19 protein-coding genes and 2 pseudogenes are annotated in these 16,739 nt (G+C 52.3%); 19 read left to right on the plus strand and 2 right to left on the minus strand.

Annotated features, from left to right (window positions below; translation table 11 throughout):
- Position 1 precedes the first annotated feature (1 nt).
- Together ACQ4WL_RS25220 and ACQ4WL_RS25225 are read left to right on the plus strand one after the other, a co-directional pair.
- Entirely contained in the window at positions 2-307 is a 306-nt protein-coding gene (locus ACQ4WL_RS25220; protein WP_070345897.1) for a cyclic-phosphate processing receiver domain-containing protein, read from the plus strand.
- Between the two features lie 93 nt (positions 308-400).
- Entirely contained in the window at positions 401-1,588 is a 1,188-nt protein-coding gene (locus ACQ4WL_RS25225) for a hypothetical protein (RefSeq protein ID WP_436512179.1), read from the plus strand.
- A 239-nt stretch (positions 1,589-1,827) separates the two neighbouring features.
- Here ACQ4WL_RS25225 and ACQ4WL_RS25230 read toward each other — a convergent pair whose 3' ends face one another.
- Positions 1,828-1,962: a hypothetical protein gene (locus ACQ4WL_RS25230; RefSeq protein WP_436512181.1), complete on the minus strand. Its 135-nt coding sequence runs from the start codon at positions 1,960-1,962 to the stop codon at positions 1,828-1,830.
- An 8-nt stretch (positions 1,963-1,970) separates the two neighbouring features.
- Between ACQ4WL_RS25230 and ACQ4WL_RS25235 the strand changes: the two genes are divergently transcribed.
- From ACQ4WL_RS25235 to ACQ4WL_RS25315, 17 genes and pseudogenes are all read left to right on the plus strand, one after another.
- Entirely contained in the window at positions 1,971-2,153 is a 183-nt protein-coding gene (locus ACQ4WL_RS25235) for a helix-turn-helix transcriptional regulator (protein WP_082260922.1), read from the plus strand.
- Positions 2,154-2,379: 226 nt separating this feature from the next.
- Positions 2,380-2,919: a hypothetical protein gene (locus ACQ4WL_RS25240; RefSeq protein WP_436512183.1), complete on the plus strand. Its 540-nt coding sequence runs from the start codon at positions 2,380-2,382 to the stop codon at positions 2,917-2,919.
- Positions 2,920-3,202: 283 nt separating this feature from the next.
- Entirely contained in the window at positions 3,203-5,074 is a 1,872-nt protein-coding gene (locus ACQ4WL_RS25245) for a replication endonuclease (RefSeq protein ID WP_436512184.1), read from the plus strand.
- A gap of 124 nt (positions 5,075-5,198) precedes the next feature.
- Positions 5,199-5,519, plus strand: coding sequence for a single-stranded DNA-binding protein (locus tag ACQ4WL_RS25250; protein WP_436512186.1), 321 nt, complete (start codon positions 5,199-5,201; stop codon positions 5,517-5,519).
- A gap of 21 nt (positions 5,520-5,540) precedes the next feature.
- Positions 5,541-5,627 carry a tail virion protein G7P-2 gene (locus tag ACQ4WL_RS25255; RefSeq protein WP_436512206.1) on the plus strand — a complete coding sequence of 29 codons (87 nt, stop codon included), beginning with the start codon at positions 5,541-5,543 and terminating at the stop codon, positions 5,625-5,627.
- Between the two features lie 302 nt (positions 5,628-5,929).
- Positions 5,930-6,145: a major coat protein gene (locus ACQ4WL_RS25260; RefSeq protein ID WP_436512188.1), complete on the plus strand. Its 216-nt coding sequence runs from the start codon at positions 5,930-5,932 to the stop codon at positions 6,143-6,145.
- A gap of 68 nt (positions 6,146-6,213) precedes the next feature.
- Positions 6,214-7,776 carry a hypothetical protein gene (locus ACQ4WL_RS25265; protein ID WP_436512190.1) on the plus strand — a complete coding sequence of 521 codons (1,563 nt, stop codon included), beginning with the start codon at positions 6,214-6,216 and terminating at the stop codon, positions 7,774-7,776.
- A 2-nt stretch (positions 7,777-7,778) separates the two neighbouring features.
- Complete coding sequence (locus tag ACQ4WL_RS25270) at positions 7,779-8,210, plus strand: hypothetical protein (RefSeq protein WP_436512192.1); 432 nt, start codon at positions 7,779-7,781, stop codon at positions 8,208-8,210.
- A gap of 10 nt (positions 8,211-8,220) precedes the next feature.
- Positions 8,221-8,523, plus strand: a complete 303-nt coding sequence (locus ACQ4WL_RS25275) for a hypothetical protein (RefSeq protein ID WP_436512193.1) — start codon at positions 8,221-8,223, stop codon at positions 8,521-8,523.
- Between the two features lies 1 nt (position 8,524).
- Positions 8,525-9,679 (plus strand): zonular occludens toxin domain-containing protein, encoded by a 1,155-nt coding sequence (locus tag ACQ4WL_RS25280; protein ID WP_436512195.1) that lies wholly within the window; start codon positions 8,525-8,527, stop codon positions 9,677-9,679.
- Complete coding sequence (locus tag ACQ4WL_RS25285) at positions 9,676-10,965, plus strand: type II secretion system protein GspD (RefSeq protein WP_436512197.1); 1,290 nt, start codon at positions 9,676-9,678, stop codon at positions 10,963-10,965. The genes ACQ4WL_RS25280 and ACQ4WL_RS25285 overlap by 4 nt, the downstream gene beginning before the upstream one ends.
- Positions 10,966-11,311: 346 nt before the next feature.
- Complete coding sequence (locus ACQ4WL_RS25290; protein WP_436512198.1) at positions 11,312-11,539, plus strand: hypothetical protein; 228 nt, start codon at positions 11,312-11,314, stop codon at positions 11,537-11,539.
- 1,115 nt (positions 11,540-12,654) lie between these two features.
- A complete protein-coding gene (locus ACQ4WL_RS25295) occupies positions 12,655-13,917 on the plus strand; it encodes an AAA family ATPase (protein WP_436512200.1) in 1,263 nt (420 codons plus the stop codon).
- A 2-nt stretch (positions 13,918-13,919) separates the two neighbouring features.
- Positions 13,920-14,543 carry an RloB family protein gene (locus ACQ4WL_RS25300; protein ID WP_436512201.1) on the plus strand — a complete coding sequence of 208 codons (624 nt, stop codon included), beginning with the start codon at positions 13,920-13,922 and terminating at the stop codon, positions 14,541-14,543.
- 154 nt (positions 14,544-14,697) lie between these two features.
- Positions 14,698-15,000 carry an Arm DNA-binding domain-containing protein gene (locus tag ACQ4WL_RS25305; protein WP_436512203.1) on the plus strand — a complete coding sequence of 101 codons (303 nt, stop codon included), beginning with the start codon at positions 14,698-14,700 and terminating at the stop codon, positions 14,998-15,000.
- Between the two features lie 24 nt (positions 15,001-15,024).
- Positions 15,025-15,126 (plus strand): annotated as a pseudogene (locus tag ACQ4WL_RS25310) (Arm DNA-binding domain-containing protein); the annotation flags it as partial.
- A complete protein-coding gene (locus tag ACQ4WL_RS25315) occupies positions 15,100-15,738 on the plus strand; it encodes a tyrosine-type recombinase/integrase (protein ID WP_436512208.1) in 639 nt (212 codons plus the stop codon). The pseudogene ACQ4WL_RS25310 and the gene ACQ4WL_RS25315, both read left to right, overlap by 27 nt.
- Here ACQ4WL_RS25315 and ACQ4WL_RS25320 read toward each other — a convergent pair.
- Positions 15,709-15,964, minus strand: a pseudogene (locus ACQ4WL_RS25320) (IS21 family transposase); the annotation flags it as partial. The gene ACQ4WL_RS25315 and the pseudogene ACQ4WL_RS25320 overlap by 30 nt on opposite strands.
- Positions 15,965-16,739 lie beyond the last annotated feature (775 nt).

Here is a 16,739-nt window from a genome sequence, read left to right on the forward strand (position 1 = left end):
AATGAAGGTCTACCTCGACGACGAGCGAAATACACCTGAAGGATGGACTCGAGTGTACTGGCCTGATGAGGCGGTATCTCTATTGACCTCCGGCGAGGTTGTCGAGATCAGCCTCGACCATGATCTTGGAGATGATGAGCGAGGTACCGGGTATGACGTCATCTTGTGGATTGAGGAAGCGGTCGCGTTGCGCGGCTTTAATCCTCCAATTATCTTCGTTCATTCGGCCAACAGCTCCGCACGTGAGAAAATGGAGGCAGGAATCGCTGCGATCAGCCGGTTGGCTGTCGAGCGTAAAGTCAGTTGACGGCCACGACCAGCTGGTCGCCAAGGCCAGCTTTCGTACCGGGGCAGCAACGGCTCGGCCGGAGCGACTGCAAACGCTTTCTTGGGATATTACATGGCCACCACCCGTACCATTGGACCCCTGCACTTCGAAGACCTGGACCCAAAGAGATTTGAAGACCTCGTGCGTCAGCTTGCGTACGAGTTTAAACCATGGCGGCGGCTTGAGGCCACGGGGCGCTCAGGCGGCGACGATGGATTTGATGCGCGAGGCTACGAGATCGTTGCGAGGGAGGCCGAGCCCTCTGCTTCAGCGGAAGAAGGCGAAACGGTCGAAGAGCGATCGACCTTCAACGAGGGCATTGATGATAGGCTCTGGCTCATCCAGTGCAAGCGTGAGCGCGCCATTGGGCCGACTGCGTTGGTCAAATACTTGGACGATACCGTGCTCGGCGAGGATGAGCGGCTTCACGGACTTGTGTTCACGGCTGCTTGCGATTTCTCCAAAAAAGCCCGCGATGGCTTTGCTAAAAAGTGTCGCGAGATGGAAATCGAGGAGTGGCATCTCTGGGGTAAGGCTGAGCTCGAGGACCGGCTCTTCCGCCCCGAAAACGACCACCTCTTATTCGCCTACTTCGGCGTTTCTCTGACCATCCGTCGGCGCTCACAACGAGCCGACCTGCGAGCTCGGTTGGTGATGAAGCGGAAGACGCACCGCATTCTGAAAGACCGTTCTCACGCGGCATTATTGCTGCGCTCACCTGACGCCACAGAGTACCCATACATCGATGACCTCGCTGACTTCAAAAAGAATCCGCAGTGGATGGTGTGGCCGTACCGGGGCATGTCGTTTGACGGGCTTAAGTTTTGTGTGCAACGCTACTTCGCATACCTCTCAGACGATGGCAAATCGTGGGATGCCGCGATGGCCGTGAACGACGCGAGAAGCGGTACACACGACGACCCTTGGTTGGGCGAAGACGGGCACGACGATAAGCGGCAGACTATATTCGAGTTCTGGAGCAACATTCCGAAAGCGAACCAAGCGTGGGTCGAAGTTGTCGGCATTGTGCTGTTTGAAGATGTTTTGGACATTGATGATCTCGGCGACGAGTGCGTGCAAGTCCCTCACGTCTACGCGCCGTTCGCATCTGGAAGGCGTGGTCCTTTTAAAAGATTCATCGCCGTGGTCGAGGCCATTGATGGGTGGGACGGGCGCTCGTTCTACCCCGAAAAGATGTCTGATGGCCGTATCGAGTACTTCCCTGCTGTGGTCCGTGAGCTCAACGATGACAGCAAATGAACAAGTACCCAATGAGGAGTCTTGTTGGCGGTGCATTCGCCTCCTAGGCAAGCATCAGGTGACGGGTACGCCCGCTTTGGGGCGAAACCTGCCGGTGCTTAGAAGCGAAGTATAAGGTTGAGTCTGAGCTACTACACCTATTTCTACAAGGGCGAAGGCAGAGTCATTGCAGCGGTGACAAGCGCTTTCCCGTTCGCACCGAGTTGATCTTCGATGCTGTAGAGCCGAGCCGAGCCGCGTCATGCGTGAGATGCTTGCTCCTCCCCAATGAGGTGAAACCGTCGATCATCATTGGGGAGAAATCTATCTTTAAAAACTCCCTTTAATTTCGCTTCATCAATAGCCAGAATGCCACCACGATTAACTTGTTTCACGGTGGTTCATGCAAATTCTGCGCATCCCAGCTGTATGTCAAATGCTTGGCTTGTCTCGCGTTACCGTATGGCGACGTGTCAAGCTCGATCCATCTTTTCCACGCCCAGTTCGCCTGGGAACCTCCGATAAGTCTGCTGTTGGATTTCTTCAGCATGAATTAAACGCTTGGATTGCGGGGAATCGCAATTGAACCATTCCCCACACCAATCTGAGTGTGCAATCGCCATCGGTCACGGACAGACCGCTCTGAGGCAGAATGGTATTGCCCAGGCGATAGACAGGATTGCTCAATATTCGACTAACCAATCCGCCACGAGGTTGGAATGGTGGTCGCACCCTGAGCGTGCCGCGATGCGTGATGAGCCACATTGGTCATCGGTCTTTTCTCACATCTTGCGTGCAGATGGAGATTCAGAATGATGACTCTCTGTCGCCCTCCTTTTGAAATGGCTGCTGGGCCACGCCCCTTGCCATTAAAGCCTATCGCCGGAACCTCTCCTTGCGTGCAGTCAGTGTTTACGTATCGAATCTACGCCGGTGCAACCATGCTTTCGCAAGCTGCTTTCGACGATTTCTTACTTTGCGTATTGACCGCTCGGCAGATGAAACGCGAATACCTTTCGAAACATTTGGAAGGTGTTTTACGTGTTGAGATTATTTATCCTCATGGCGCACGTGTCCCATCTGCAGACCTTGCTGCTGCTGAAGCTGCTCTCGCTGCACCTGCGCCTGGAACTGAGTTTGGCTGTCCGATTCGGGAAAGTATAGGACAACTTGTTGAGTCTCGTCGCAGTTCAGCCCCGCCCATTTTCATGGTTGTTGACGCTCCTGGTACAGCTACACGGCAAAGCTCGAACGTGCACGCGGTAGCGGGTGCGGGCGAATTTTGCCGTGTGTCCGCCATGGGCGGACCTGTTCGTCAGAATACTTTGATTTCAAGGGAACTTGCGGCATGAAGAGGTCCATGCAAATGACTGGTTTCAACCCGGCTATTCGTGCCGTTGATGCAGAAGCTGTCCGTGGAATTTTTTGGATGCGCGCGCCAATCTCAGCCCGTACTGTCGCCGTTATGGCTGCAAATTTTCCTGCGGAGCGCGCCACTAGCAGCCTTATGTCTTTTGATACGCGAGAGCGAGATATCGTTTGGAATGCACTTCAAAGGTTGTTGTGTGAACTAATCGTGATACAGAAATGCATGTGTGACACGCCTATGAACAATCCTGCCAGTAAGGTGCACTGATGCAGAACATGGGGATACCGTTACGTATGGCAAATGCCGTGCATCGTTTGTTTGGTGGATTGAACATGCGCCGACAGCGCGTAATTGATGCCTTATTGGCTGACGATTTGCGTCTACCGTTGGTAGATCAATACGGTGTTATGACTGGGCCCATCGCTATTTCGGTGGCTGCGGAACAAGCGGCAAGGGAGTGCTATTTAGTTTGTGATCGCATCCAGACCGCTGACGCTATTCAGGCAGGTATTGCCGAAGTGTGCGCGCGCCGAGGCGTTTCAGAACCCGTGGCCAGAACCCTGGGCGGGTATATCGCGCGTGCTGTTGATAAGGGATGGTGGCGACGGAGGTTGCGCAAGGAACTTGTGCGCCGGTTTGAACACACGTCGATACAGCTTGGCCTGACACACTTGCGTGCTGATCCTTACATCAGCCGTGAAATAGCGATAGCGCAGGCGGCGCAAAACAATGAGAACCAAAAATTGTTGGAATTATGTATCGCTACTAATGAGTACGGTGATGTGTACAGCTTAGCCAAGCTGGCTACGCTGGGGACTGCGAACAAGGCGATTCGTCGTGGTGAACTGATGCTACGTATTCGAGGATTTGAAGAGGTGGCGAGCGTGCTGGGTCATGTAGGTATGTTCTGGACGATTACTTGTCCCAGTAAATTCCATAGCGTAGGTGGTACGAACGATGGTTACAAAGACTTTACGCCATCCGACGCGCAAAGGTATCTAGTTGGCGTGTGGGCCTTGATTCGTTCAGCACTCCATCGTCGTGGCATCAGGCCTTATGGTTTCCGTATTGCAGAGCCTCATACAGACGGCTGTCCGCACTGGCACATGCTGCTGTTCTTAGCTCCGCACGAGGTTGAGATCATGGAGCGTGTAATCCGTAAGTACGCGCTGCAAATGGATGGAGACGAGGATGGTGCCCAGAAAAACCGAGTCAAATTGGTCAAGATCGAGGCAGGGAAGGGGACCGCAGCGGGTTACATCGCCAAGTACGTAAGCAAGAATATCGATGGGACGGGCGTAGGCGATCATAAGACTTTCGAAAGTGGGGAGACTTACGTCATTACTGTGGACAGATTCGGTGATGTTGAATTGACGGCGTCCCAGCGTGTGACGTATTGGGCGCAAGTTTGGGATATTCGTCAGTTCCAACCAATTGGCGGGCCGCAAATCTCGGTATGGCGCGAGCTAAGCCGTTTAGATGAAGGTGCTTTGCTGCACGCGGATGACCTAATTCGTGACGCGTACCAAGCGACGCAAAAGGTTGAATCGGATGATCCGGCAGTTGTACAGCGGGCGGATTTCGCGCGATTCATTTGGGCTATGGGCGGACCTCAATGTGGCCGCGATACACAGATACGGCTGGCTTCGAGAGAGGTGATGGTCGCTGGCCGGTATGAGACTGAGGAAGTGGAAAAGCCTGTAGGCGTGTATCTGGCGTGCCAGCCACAAATCGTTTATGAGTCCGTGCGTTACCAATGGACGATCACAGGGCCCGGCGAGAGCGTCGCGTCTTCCTTTGCCGGTCATAGCGTCAGGGCGTGCCCATCTCCACCCTGGACTCGAATCGCGGCCGCTTCTGCCTCTACTTGGACTAGTGTAAATAAGTATACGCAGCCGGTAGAAGCCGAGCTAGCGTATCAGCCAAAAAATAAAATTCCCTCTCCGTCCTTCGATGCGGGACGAATTTCTGATCGTAATCACACTCGACGTGCCGAGGTGGACCACATCGCTGTCTATGTGCGGCATCGGAAACGGGCACCAGGTGCCCCGAGCGCGCATTTGGAATACCTGCGCGAAAAATATAGGGACCTCCATGAGGTACCCGTCACAGGCTTGCGCACGCCATCAGTGCATTAAAAATAGCTTCAAAGGTTTAGCAAGCGATTGTGTTTTGTACCGGCGCGCAATCGTGAGAAGTAGCACGCAAGCCGGAAATTATGCAGATAGTTTAGGGGAATAAAAAATGGCGGAATCGAACGTAATGATGAAGATGGACGACAAGAAGGGTCATCAGGCCAGCAAGGCAATGCAGGTGATGGTGAGCGGTCGTATCGAGGGTTCCAAAACCTATGAAGGAAAGCGCTACACACAGGTGATCACGCCTGCGGCCGATGTCTATTCGCGGCCGCAGATGGTTGAGATTCGTAGCAAAGCTCGTCTGGGCGATAAGGGCGAGGAAATCTCAGTTCCGTGTGTGTTGGGCGGTTTTCAGCGCAAGCCGTATGAAACGAAGGATAAGCAAACCGGTGAGGTTGTGAAGGTAGTGCCGGTTGAGCATACGCTCGATCTCATCGAAGAGTAATCGTTGCTAGGCGAGGAAGACATGGATGTTGTCTCATCTGAAGTTGTGATTTCAATTGCAGTTGTTGTCTTGTTCGCTCTCGGTTGGATTGCCGGAGGACAGCGATGACTAGCCTGTTCGAGTCGCTCGGGCCGATCCTATTCCTGACTGGACTATTTGTCGCTGCTGTCTATCTTGTCAAGTACGTTATTCATCGGATCGTGGACCACAAATGACCATCTACCAGGTTGTCGGCTATTGCCTAACTGCGTTCGGTCTGGGCTATGCGGGCGGCGCGCTTCGACGTATTGCCCGCCAGGCTATCGAGTCGCTTGACTAAGCCCATGGCTTGCCGAGATAAAAGTTTTCGAAGTACTCCCCGGCGTCGCCAAACCAGGGTTTTATTAACGGCATTTTTTAGAGAGTTACACATGAAAGTAATCACCAAACAGGCGTTGGTAGCCGTTTCGGCAATGGTCGCTACCGGCGCAGCCTTCGCAGCTGGCGACCCGGGCGTTGAGGCCATTACTGCGCTGTCCACGCAGGCGCAGACCTACATCACTGCGGCGTTCGCAGTCGCCGTGCTGGTCGCAGGTGGCTTCTGGGGCATCAAGATGATGAAGAAGGCATTCGGCAAAGCAGGCTAATCCCCTTTCCGGGTTCTACGCTCGGCCAGTGTTTAACGACTCTGGCCGTTTTTTATGGGCTTCACACCATGGCATCTTTCAAGAAAATCATCGCTGTCACTTTCGTTTCCGTCGCCCTGGTAGTCGTTCCTATGCGCTCGCAAGCCATCGTCCCTATCATCGCGGCTTGGCTGCTTGAGCTGACTGGTGGTTCTATCCTAATCGGTGATTTGATTGCGGGGCAGACCGGGATCATTAGTGCGATTCTTTGGTGGGATTGCAATAAGTTCGCATTGAGCGCGCCTTGCACCAGCAAGACGCCGATTGCTTCAACCCAACAGCCGAGGCCGGCTATTACGGTTAGTCTCAAGCCTGATACCAAGCGGCAAAATCCTGATCCGAAAAAGTTCAATGACCCTGCAGCGGGTAGTGCCAAGCGTGATGTGACACCGAAGCCACAGATTGCGGCTAGCGGTAATCCCCCACCTCCGCCTCCTACCGGTCCGATTAGCATCGGCGTTCATGCACAAAATCCGACCGAACCTGCCAACGATCCTTCTGCTGAGTCTACCCGTATCTGGATGGCCCAACAGTCACATGCATATGGTGACGTACACGTTGCCGGTGTTATTACTGTCAAGCAGATGTTCGCACCAGACCGAGCTTTTCCCTTTGTCGCCAAAGTTGTTACATGCAAATTTCGTATAGATATTAGTCCTAGCTCCGAGGAAGGGTTAGCTCAGGGCGCTGACTGTCTTGCGAAAGCAGATGCAAGTAATGCGGCCCTAGACGCACGTTATCTTACGTCTGATCGATATTCATATTCGATTCGCATTCCCTCTGAAGGTCCACGCCCAGGTGACCTTAACGTTAGCACTGATGTTAGAGGAAAAGCTGTTGTGTTCTTTGATCAGGCCCGCGATGTTGATGTTACCTGTGATCCTGGCTACAGCGCATCGACTTCTGATTCGAGCAAGTGCGATCTCACGAATGTATCTGCGGTGAAAAAGCCTGCCGATACAACTTGTGAAATTTTGTTCGACCCTGCGACTAAGCAAATGTTGACGGATAAGGCGAACCCGGCGTGCGATGGCTTGTCCGATACGGCCAAACTGACGCTTGCATCCAAGGATGGCTCCCAGTCCGTCGAGGTAGGTGCCAATGCTGGTAATGGATTCGACATCAGCATCACTAAGTCAGATGGCAGCAAGACTGGCCTCGACACCGGTGCATATGATCCTAGCACCGGCGGCTATGTCATCGTTCACGTCAACATTACGCCTCCCGAGAAACCCGACAACGGCTTGGGGTGTGGTGGCCCCGGTCAAAGCGCATGCAGCGTTGAGTTTGCACGCGACGATGCCACTAGTGTCAAGTCCAGTGATACCAACACCGCCAACCGGACTGCCGACACGGGCATGAAAGGTAAGCTTGATGCGATTAGCTCAAGTCAGTTCAACTGGTCTTTCATTCCATCGATCCCCACGGCAGCCTGTAAAAACCCATCACTCAAAAGTCCCATAGGCAACGTTACCATCAACATGGATATTTGCGTCTGGTTCGACCGCCTCTCATTCTTTATCAACGCTGTGCTTGGTGTGCTGTGTGTTTACGGCTGTGTTAACCAAATTCAATCTGCCATTCGGGACTGATCATGAGACGATTCCCTTTCCTAAAGCTGGGTTTATTCCTCGTAGGCCTTGCAGTGACAGCCTCGGCCAATGCCCAGACCACTAGCACGGCATGTGGTGGCTCTTCGCAGCCTCGTTGTCAAATCACCGCACCTGCCGATCAACCCACAACCGATTACACGAAATCGATCACGGACAATATTGGCTCTTGGAATACTTATTCTCAGTCGCAGATAAATATCGTATCTAACCGTTTCACTTGGTCGTTTGTACCGAAAATTCCGACTGCGGCCTGCGTCAATCCCATGATCGATGGCCCCAATGGTACTGGTGCGGTGATGATGGACATTTGCTCCCCGCTTGCCACCTTTCAGACGTTCATTAATGGCGTCTTGGCTTTCTTCTGCCTGCTGGGCTGTGTCCAGCAAATACGGGCCGCACTGGCCGTCAATTAGGAGCATCATAATGTGGGCAACTCTTATTGGTTATCTTGGCTTTGAGAACAGCGCCAAAGTCGGGATGCGCGTTTGGGCCGTCACCACGCTAACGGCAATGGTCGCAGCGTTATGGGCCGCTGGTCAGGTCTGCGCAAACGTTGTTTGCGGTCCCGTCATTCAAGGCATTAGTCAGTCTCACCCTAACTTCGCGGTAGGTTTGTCGCTTGCGTTCAACCCGGTTACGTACACGCTCGCCAGCGTGTATTGCAGCGTGTGGGCAGCATGCGCCCTATACACGTACAAGAAGACCATCCTCGACAAGCTGATCTGACATGGCCGTTTACGCTATCACCGGCAAGCTCGGAAGCGGCAAGGGCAAGGGTGCGATGAAGCTGTTGCGCGACTACCTGCGCGCTGGCAAGCGCGTTGCGACAAACTGTGACGTGTTCATGGAACATATGATGCCGGGGCAGTCAAAGCAGACCGTTATTCGCGTGCCGGACAAACCCACGTCGGCGGACCTGTACGCCATCGGCTCAGGCAATCGCTTCATCGACTTCGAGCCTGTGCTCAAATACACCGCCAAGGGGTTCGAGTACACGCCGCCCGCGCCGCAGCTTCTCCCCGGTTTCGATGAGTCGCACAACGGGGCGCTGTTTCTCGACGAGTGCGCATCCTGGTTGAATACTCGGGACTTCCAAGCTGGTGGACGTAAGGAGCTGCTGGAATGGGCGATCCATGCACGTAAGTACGGATGGGATGTGTACTTCATCTGTCAGAACATCAGCCAGATTGACAAGCAGTTGCGCGATAGCCTGTTCGAGTACGTGGTGCGCATGAGCCGCCTCGATCGGATGAAAGTGCCGTTCGTTTCAGCCGCGTTCAAGCTTGTCACCGCTGGTTTCAGCGATGGCTCACTGCCTCGCATGCATATCGGCGTGGTGCGCCTCGGCTGCTCTCCGGAAGGCATCGTCGCCGACCGCTGGCACTTCCGTGGAGATGACCTGAACCGCGCCTATAACACCACACAAGTGTTCTCGGACAGCTACCCGCACGCTATCCACTGCTTGCTGCCTAGCTGGCACTTGCAGTCACGCACCGGCATCCGTCCTGGCTTCGTTGGCCCTGTACGTATTCCCCAGGACTACGAATTGCTCGCAGACCGCCCGATCCCTCCCAAACCACCGCACAAGCACATGACCAAGTTTCTCTCAATCGCGCTAATGTTTGGCCTCGTACTCGGGGGCGTAGGCTCCCATGTACTTGGGCCGATGTTTTTCACCCCCTCTGCCGCCGTGGCCGATGCTGCCAAGCCGGTCAAGTTCTCCGAGACCGTTACCGGTAAAGGGTTTCTTACCAACTCCGGTTCGGTGAGCGTGGTTCTCTCCGATGGCCGTGTTGTATCGCCGCTGCGCTTCAAGTCTGGTGCCAGCGGATGGGAGGCCGAAATCGAAACGGGACTGTGGGTCAGAGGAGGCGCGCAATGAGGCGCTTTCTGTCGGCCCTGATCCTCGCCCCAGTCTTGGCGATTGCCGCCCCGGCCCCGGCTCCTGTCTCACTGAGCTTCAATGCCACGCCGCTGATGGCGTTCGGCGAAGCTATGTTTAAGGCGATCATGCACCGGGACTTCGTGGTATCCCCCGACGTTATCGGAATCGACAAACGAATTACGATCAATGTAAAGAACATCGACGCCGCCGAGCTGCCACGCTTCGTTGAAGACCTGCTGCTGCGCGAGGGGATTACGACGACGCTCAAGGGCGGCATCTACTACCTGTCGCTGAATCGTGAGATCGGCCCGCAGGATGCAATTGCGAGCCAGCCGCTACCTGCGCACTCGGCAAGTCAGGCATTGGGCATCACTAGCCCGCAAATCGCGCCCATTGGCATCGCTGGTCACGTGCTGCCAGATACCGCAGGTTTTCAAATCCGGAAGGAAGACGAGGAATCGGAACTTTTTGCGCCCATTCATCGGACCAGCGAGTTCGTGGCCGCAGTCGTCGCCGCCGGTTTCGGTGCTAAGGCTGCCACCGTCGCTGGTGAATTGGTGGTGCTTACTGGCTCTAAAGCAGCTGTTTCCAAGATGCTTTCGTTGTGCCGCAGTCTCGACACGCACGCCAAGATGGTCGACGTCTCGGCATCGTGGATTGAAGTCACTAACAGCAGCGGCTCTGGCCGAGGAATTTCATTGGCAGCTTCCTTTCTGGGGGCCAAGCTGGGAGCCTCGCTCGGTACAACTAATTCGGGTTCGGTCATCAGCCTGAAGAACACACGCTTTGAGCTGGTCATTGATGCGCTGAACAGCGATACCCGTTTCAAACAGGTTACGAACAGCCGTCTTGTTGGCTATGACAGGACCAAGCTTAAATTGACGGTAGGTGACAAGACGGCCACTGTTTCCAGTAGTGGAAACGACAATGCAGGCAATCGGGTTCAAAACATCGTGTATACGCCGTCCGGGGTCATCATCGACGCCTTGCCTCGCGTACTGGGCAGCGGAGAGATTAGCCTGGACGTGGACGCGCAGATCAGTAGCTTCAAGTCGAATACTAGCGGGCTTGTCGGGTCCCCGACACTCATTCTGCGCCAGTTGACCACCACCGTAGGTCTTAAAGATGGTGACGTAATGCTCTTGGGCGGATTGCAGGATACCCAGTCGTCGGAATCGAAATCTGGGTTGAGTTTCCTGCCTGCATCATGGTCCGCTGGGTCGGACAGCAAGACTCAGACCGATCTAGTGCTCGTGGTATCTGCAAAGGTCTTAGAGGACTAGGGTAAATTGTATTGCTATTTGCAACAGCTGCAACAGGCTGATGAACGAACGTTTCATCGCAGTATGTTGTTGCGATTCTGGGATTATCATGGAATGGTTGGACGGGGTAACGGCTCAACTAAATGAGGATGGCAACTCAGCTCAATCACGACGCGCACTCGACTTCTGAGTGTTTATGCGTGAATATATTCGGAACATCAGTCAAGGGCACGTTGAATATCTTAAGAGGTTTTATCGACGAGGAAATGTCGCGAAAAGCATCTGAAACCTGACCGTCGGCGCTGACGACGAAGCGACCCAGACTACTGAAAATCGTTGATCTGGCTCAATGATCCAAGGGAAATAAATGAAAACATATGTTCACCTGAGCGATGTCGGTTTCATGGCGAAGATGGAAGATGGGCGTTGCTTCGAGCGCTTCGATTTGCTTGACTTGGCTCATGAGCTACACGCAGCTGGTGTTACCGCTGACGATGTGTCTTGCGGCGATTGGCGCGAAGGAGAGCATGTTTTGATGTCAGGCCAGCAGGTCGCCTTGAAATTTGAGTTGCGCCGACTCGGGTTGCACGCATGATTATATTGTTGGATGTTGCCCCTGAAGTCGAGTTGCCCTTCAAGGGCAAACCCGAGCGGCGCTCGCGATCTGAGTGTTTATGCGTGAAAATTCCTCGGTACGTCAGTCAAGGGAGCGTTGAATATCATGTGCCGCTTCATCGATGAGGATATAGCGCCAACTGCTTCTTAGGGCCTAACAATAGTTCGCCTGGTAGGAGCTGCGATTTCCATCGAAGAGTGACCTAAAGCCAGGGGCGTTTGAGGATGAATTTACAAGAGTTAGCTCATGCCGTGCCAGTTTATATGCATGCTGGCCGACGATACTTTATTCGGATTCGGGAGATTCCCGATCCATGGCGCAGCCACTTTACGAAGGCGTTACGTGGTTCTGCGTGTCCTGTGCTGCAGGGCGAGGAAGCGTTGGCGTACGTTTGGGATTGGGAGGCTTGGATTGAGGGGCGCTGGGCTGGTCGTCCACCTCCGGCTGGGCAACCGTAAGCGTCTTATCTGCACCGTCTGGACTGCCTAATTTACACCGGCCATAGTCTGAAATTGTGAGTACAAGTAATGCCAAAAAGCTCAATGATAGACATCGAAAAACGTTATGGCATCAAGCCCGCTCTAAATGGCAAACCAGTACGTCCGATTTCGCTCGACTTGACGAGCGAAGCGGTAAGGCACCTAGTATTGGAAGCTGCCAAACGTGTGATTGCCACGCACGCTGACGTACTAGCTGCGCTGACGAAGCGATGAGCCTACTTCCTGACTGAAGACGATGGGATGTTTAGCGTAAATAAACGGAGATGGGGTCAAGGGACGTGGAATACCGCAGCCGGGTTTATCGGCGAGGATATGCCGCGAAAGCCCTTGACGCCGTCGCAGTGACCTACGCTCTCAGCAAGGGGTAGGGGGATGCGGTTCTCCCCCTGTCCCCGCCGCCTCGCAAGCGAGAGACCCCCGGTAGGGCCGTCGGAGACGGTTGGACGTTCGATGTGCTGTGCAGGAGCCTTCTATCTGGCTGTGCTTCATCCGCTTTGTTGAGGTAAATTATGCGAAGTGCAGAAAAAATGCACTTACTTGTGGATTCAGTCATAATATGTGCTATGAAAGCATATCCATCTGCGAGATTTCCGTATGTTAATTGAATTCTCCGTAAGTAATTTTCGGTCGTTCCGCGAACGGCAAACCATTTCCATGGTAGCCGCACCGCGCTTGAGGAAACGTGAGAACGTTTTTTCGCCCAATGTTGTTGGGGAAAAATTGCCTGATCTCTTGAAGGTTGCAGCAATTTATGGCCCGAATGCTTCAGGTAAGAGCAATTTACTTAAAGCGATTAGTGTCATTCCGAACCTGGTTAACGCTCCCCCAGCGACTACAAAAGTTATTCCAGTATCGCCATTTCGGTTCGATACAAATCTTGCTGAAAAACCAAGTTGCTTTGATGTTAACTTTATTTATAAGGGCTTACGTTATCAATTTGAGCTTTTTGTTACTGCTGAAAGAATTGTAGAAGAGCGATTGACTGCTTATCCCAAAGGACGTGAATGCATGCTTTATCAACGGAGTTTTGTTGAGGGACAAGGTGATCAGTACAGGATTAGTTCAGAGCTTGAGGGCGGAACTGAATTGCATACTGCGTGGCGTAGGCTTACCGGACCGACTTCGCTTTTCATCTCTCAAGCTGTAGCGAACAGCAGTGAGGAGCTTCAGCAGCTTCGTTTGCCGTTTCAGTGGCTATCGAACGGCATGCTGGTTATTTCTAAGGGAATGTCTACGTGGGCTAAAACCTCTCAAACATTAGTCGGTAGAACACCTAAATTGGGTACTGAAGTTGCATCTTTCTTACAGGAAGTAGATGTTCCTGTTACCGCTATGCGAGTTGTCACTCAAGAGGTTGAGTCAAAAAAGCCAAGTATTTCTTCTCTATTTGATGATGGTGTATCAGTTTCGAAAAACTCTACGGTGATGAAGACTACATTTACGCATCGTACAGCGTTGGGAGAGGCTGAGTTTGACTTTGAGGAGGAGTCCGAGGGAACTAAAGGCCTCATCGGGTTTTGGCTTCCTTGGAGCGTACTGGCGGACACAGGGGGACCTTTTAAAATGGTCGCTGTTGATGAGCTGGATAGCAGCCTACACCCCGAGATTGTAGCCGCTCTAATCAAAAAATATCTGCAATATGATGAGTGCGCACAACTCATCTTCACGACTCATGACACTCATTTGATGGACACAAAATTGTTGAGGCGTGATCAAATTTGGGTTACGGAGCGAGATGGAAATGGGGCCACTCGTCTCCGATCGATCCATGAGTTTGATGGTCGCGAGAGCGAAGATGTTGAAAAGCGATACTACGAAGGTAGATATCGGGGGTTGCCTGTGTTAAGGACAAGCTAAACATGGCCCGCAGCGCGAATTCTTTTGGACGCGGCGGCGCTCGATTCAAGGCGCAACCAACAGTTCTAGTCATTTGTGAGGACAGCAAATCCGCTCGGAAATATCTTGAGGATGCCACCATATATTTTAGAGTACACGTTAAAGTCGAAATTACTCATATTGGCAAAACCGATCCAAAGGGAATCGTTACTGCTGCAATTGAACGGACGAAGCAATACGATAGGGTGTTTTGTGCCATAGACCGTGACAGTCACGAGACTTTCCACGAGGCATTGAGGATGGCTAAATTTAATGAGAAAGTGGTAGTCGTTCCCTCCTATCCATGTTTTGAATTTTGGTATTTACTTCATTTCGGTTATACAAGGAAGGCATACACGTCGGTTGGAGGCGCTTCTGCGGGAGATCGGCTTGTAGCTGATTTAAAGACTAAGAAGTGCATGAAGGATTATGCGAAGGGCGGCGAAAAGGGAATGTTCGATGCTCTTCTTCCTGAGTTCGAGGTTGCTCGACGAAATTCTGCGCGGGCATTGGCTGATGCGCAGCGTGATGGAGAGATTAATCCGAGCACGACAATGCATGAATTGATGGATTTTTTTGAGTCTCTATCTACTCCCCAAGTGAAATGAGGAGCTTTATGTGGGGTATGAAAACGTAAGGTGGGTATGCTAGTGGGTACAAATCTATCAAATTTTGATTTTTCTTAATAAAATCAGCTTTATTTTGTTGAACTTCCTGTTCAACGTCTAAGCTGTCACAGCGATTGCCGGCGATTTCAGGACGTTGCTGATTCGCCTGGAAATGCCACATGTGCCCTCTGTTATGAGGGCATTTTCATTTCTGGATGTTGCGAAAAATTGCAATGCCTCACAACGGAAAATTGGATATACAGGTGTATATGATTTTGGACAGGCGAAAAAAAGTGTATATGATGAGTTATCCCAACTTTTGCCTACAAGCACACTCGATATGTTGACGGATGCGCACTGCCGCACGGCAAAGCCAAAAGACAAGCTGTACCGCATCAATGACCGTCGCGGCTTGTATCTCGAAATCAAGCCGAACGGCATCAAGGCGTGGCGTTAAAGGTTCAAATTAGGCGACAAGGCATCTTGGTTCGCTTTGGGGGACTACCCAAGCGTGAGTCTCTCAGATGCACGTGAAAAATGCGATAAAGCGCGGAAGTTGGTCAAACTGGGCATTAGCCCCGTTCAAAATCGCCAGATCGAACGTATCAAGCGAGAGCAGGACTCAGAGAATACATTCGAAGTTATCGCCAAAGAGTGGCTCGCGCTGAAGAGCTGGGAACCGGTAACAAAAGTGCGCCGCCTCGACATGCTTGAGCGCGTTGTGTTTCCCTCCATTGGCAAGCTTCCTGTTCGCCAAATTACATCAGCGCATGTTCTAAATATCCTCACCAAGACCGTGAAGCGTGGGGCGCCAACTGTTGCGGCGGAGGCGAAGAGGACAATGTCAGCGGTGTTCGGGTTGGCAGTAGCGACATTGCGTGCAGATACGGACCCGGTATGGGCCGTACTTAAATCACTGCCTCCGAACAAGACACAGCAAAAGAGAGCATTATTGATCGAGGAGGTTGGCAAACTGCTTGTTGACTTTGATTCACATGGAGGTAATTTCCAGACTCTTTATGCCTTCCGACTGATGTGGCTTACGCTGACCCGTCCAAATGAAGCTGTGCAGGCACAGTGGCCGGAATTTGATCTTGAACGGAAGGTGTGGACAATTCCTAAAGAACGCATGAAGGCACGTCGTGAGCATGTCTTCATTTCACTGCCTGGCAAACGCTGCCACGCGGTCGTATGACCCTGCATAGCCCAGCTCTTTCAGGTCCTCATGGATCTGCTTCAAATTGCGCCGCTGCTTACGCGGCTTAGTCGTCTCGGCCTTGAGCCATCCGGATAGCTGCACCGAGTATTTGTCTAATCCGCTAATTGCGTGAGATATCCAGTCGCCTGGCGATTTCTCGTATTCGGATCTGGTCACGAAGGTGCCAGCGTCGAACGATACCGAGTAGAGCCACGTTGATCACTCCGATCTCCTGCCGATGAGACAGGTGGAATTGTGCTACTAACGTGGGTCAGATTCCGTTGCAAATTCGTGGGGAAAGTGGGTCAATTTTCAGTGCAACTTAACAGTTTGGCTTACTTCGCTAAACTTCATTGCTATTCACCCCGTAAATAGCAAGATTGGGTGGTGCCGACATGGGAAATATGGAATTTTGATCTGATTGTAAAAAATTGTGCATTGATAAATTTTTTCTTGGAGAAATCCAATATTTACAATGACTTAGGCGCGATATGGTCCATATCCCGGAGACGTTCGATATGCTTAAAGTATTTTTTGCGATGTTGCTAATCTGAGACACAACGCAACCAGCCCTGTACCGCTGCCCACCATCATCAGTGTTACAGATGAAGCTTAGAGGTTCGCTGCGTCAACGCAATCAATACGGGTTAGCTAGAAAAACAGGCAGTAGTATCCGATGGAACCTCAGTTTTTTCGTCAGTTGCGGTTTGATTGTCAAAAAATGCTGCTATAAGCGAGAATGTATCTCCATTAGCATGGACGGTCGCGGGCGGGCGCTCGACAACATTTTCGTTGAGCAGCTATGGTGGAACGTGAAGTACGAGGCCGTGTATCTGAAGGGGAGCCGTTGTCGGCCAACACGCTTTACACTTCCTCCAAACTGAGGTGTACTGTCAATAGCGGACACTCTTGTTTCAAGCCACCCGTGGCTGTTTGCTGAATTTCTCAGCGAACAACGCGGGCGGAACATTGCCAAGGCGCGAATGGCGTCGCTGGCG

Source organism: Janthinobacterium kochi (assembly GCF_051380715.1).
Taxonomy (GTDB): domain Bacteria; phylum Pseudomonadota; class Gammaproteobacteria; order Burkholderiales; family Burkholderiaceae_D; genus Janthinobacterium.

Coding starts and splice junctions, on each gene's coding strand:
- ACQ4WL_RS25280 (WP_436512195.1), top strand. CDS start 8,525: ATGGCCGTTTACGCTATCACCGGCAAGCTCGGAAGCGGCAAGGGCAAG.
- ACQ4WL_RS25245 (WP_436512184.1), top strand. CDS start 3,203: ATGCAGAACATGGGGATACCGTTACGTATGGCAAATGCCGTGCATCGT.
- ACQ4WL_RS25275 (WP_436512193.1), top strand. CDS start 8,221: ATGTGGGCAACTCTTATTGGTTATCTTGGCTTTGAGAACAGCGCCAAA.
- ACQ4WL_RS25255 (WP_436512206.1), top strand. CDS start 5,541: ATGGATGTTGTCTCATCTGAAGTTGTGATTTCAATTGCAGTTGTTGTC.
- ACQ4WL_RS25250 (WP_436512186.1), top strand. CDS start 5,199: ATGATGAAGATGGACGACAAGAAGGGTCATCAGGCCAGCAAGGCAATG.
- ACQ4WL_RS25290 (WP_436512198.1), top strand. CDS start 11,312: ATGAAAACATATGTTCACCTGAGCGATGTCGGTTTCATGGCGAAGATG.
- ACQ4WL_RS25270 (WP_436512192.1), top strand. CDS start 7,779: ATGAGACGATTCCCTTTCCTAAAGCTGGGTTTATTCCTCGTAGGCCTT.
- ACQ4WL_RS25240 (WP_436512183.1), top strand. CDS start 2,380: ATGATGACTCTCTGTCGCCCTCCTTTTGAAATGGCTGCTGGGCCACGC.
- ACQ4WL_RS25225 (WP_436512179.1), top strand. CDS start 401: ATGGCCACCACCCGTACCATTGGACCCCTGCACTTCGAAGACCTGGAC.
- ACQ4WL_RS25260 (WP_436512188.1), top strand. CDS start 5,930: ATGAAAGTAATCACCAAACAGGCGTTGGTAGCCGTTTCGGCAATGGTC.
- ACQ4WL_RS25295 (WP_436512200.1), top strand. CDS start 12,655: ATGTTAATTGAATTCTCCGTAAGTAATTTTCGGTCGTTCCGCGAACGG.
- ACQ4WL_RS25220 (WP_070345897.1), top strand. CDS start 2: ATGAAGGTCTACCTCGACGACGAGCGAAATACACCTGAAGGATGGACT.
- ACQ4WL_RS25300 (WP_436512201.1), top strand. CDS start 13,920: ATGGCCCGCAGCGCGAATTCTTTTGGACGCGGCGGCGCTCGATTCAAG.
- ACQ4WL_RS25235 (WP_082260922.1), top strand. CDS start 1,971: ATGCAAATTCTGCGCATCCCAGCTGTATGTCAAATGCTTGGCTTGTCT.
- ACQ4WL_RS25265 (WP_436512190.1), top strand. CDS start 6,214: ATGGCATCTTTCAAGAAAATCATCGCTGTCACTTTCGTTTCCGTCGCC.
- ACQ4WL_RS25285 (WP_436512197.1), top strand. CDS start 9,676: ATGAGGCGCTTTCTGTCGGCCCTGATCCTCGCCCCAGTCTTGGCGATT.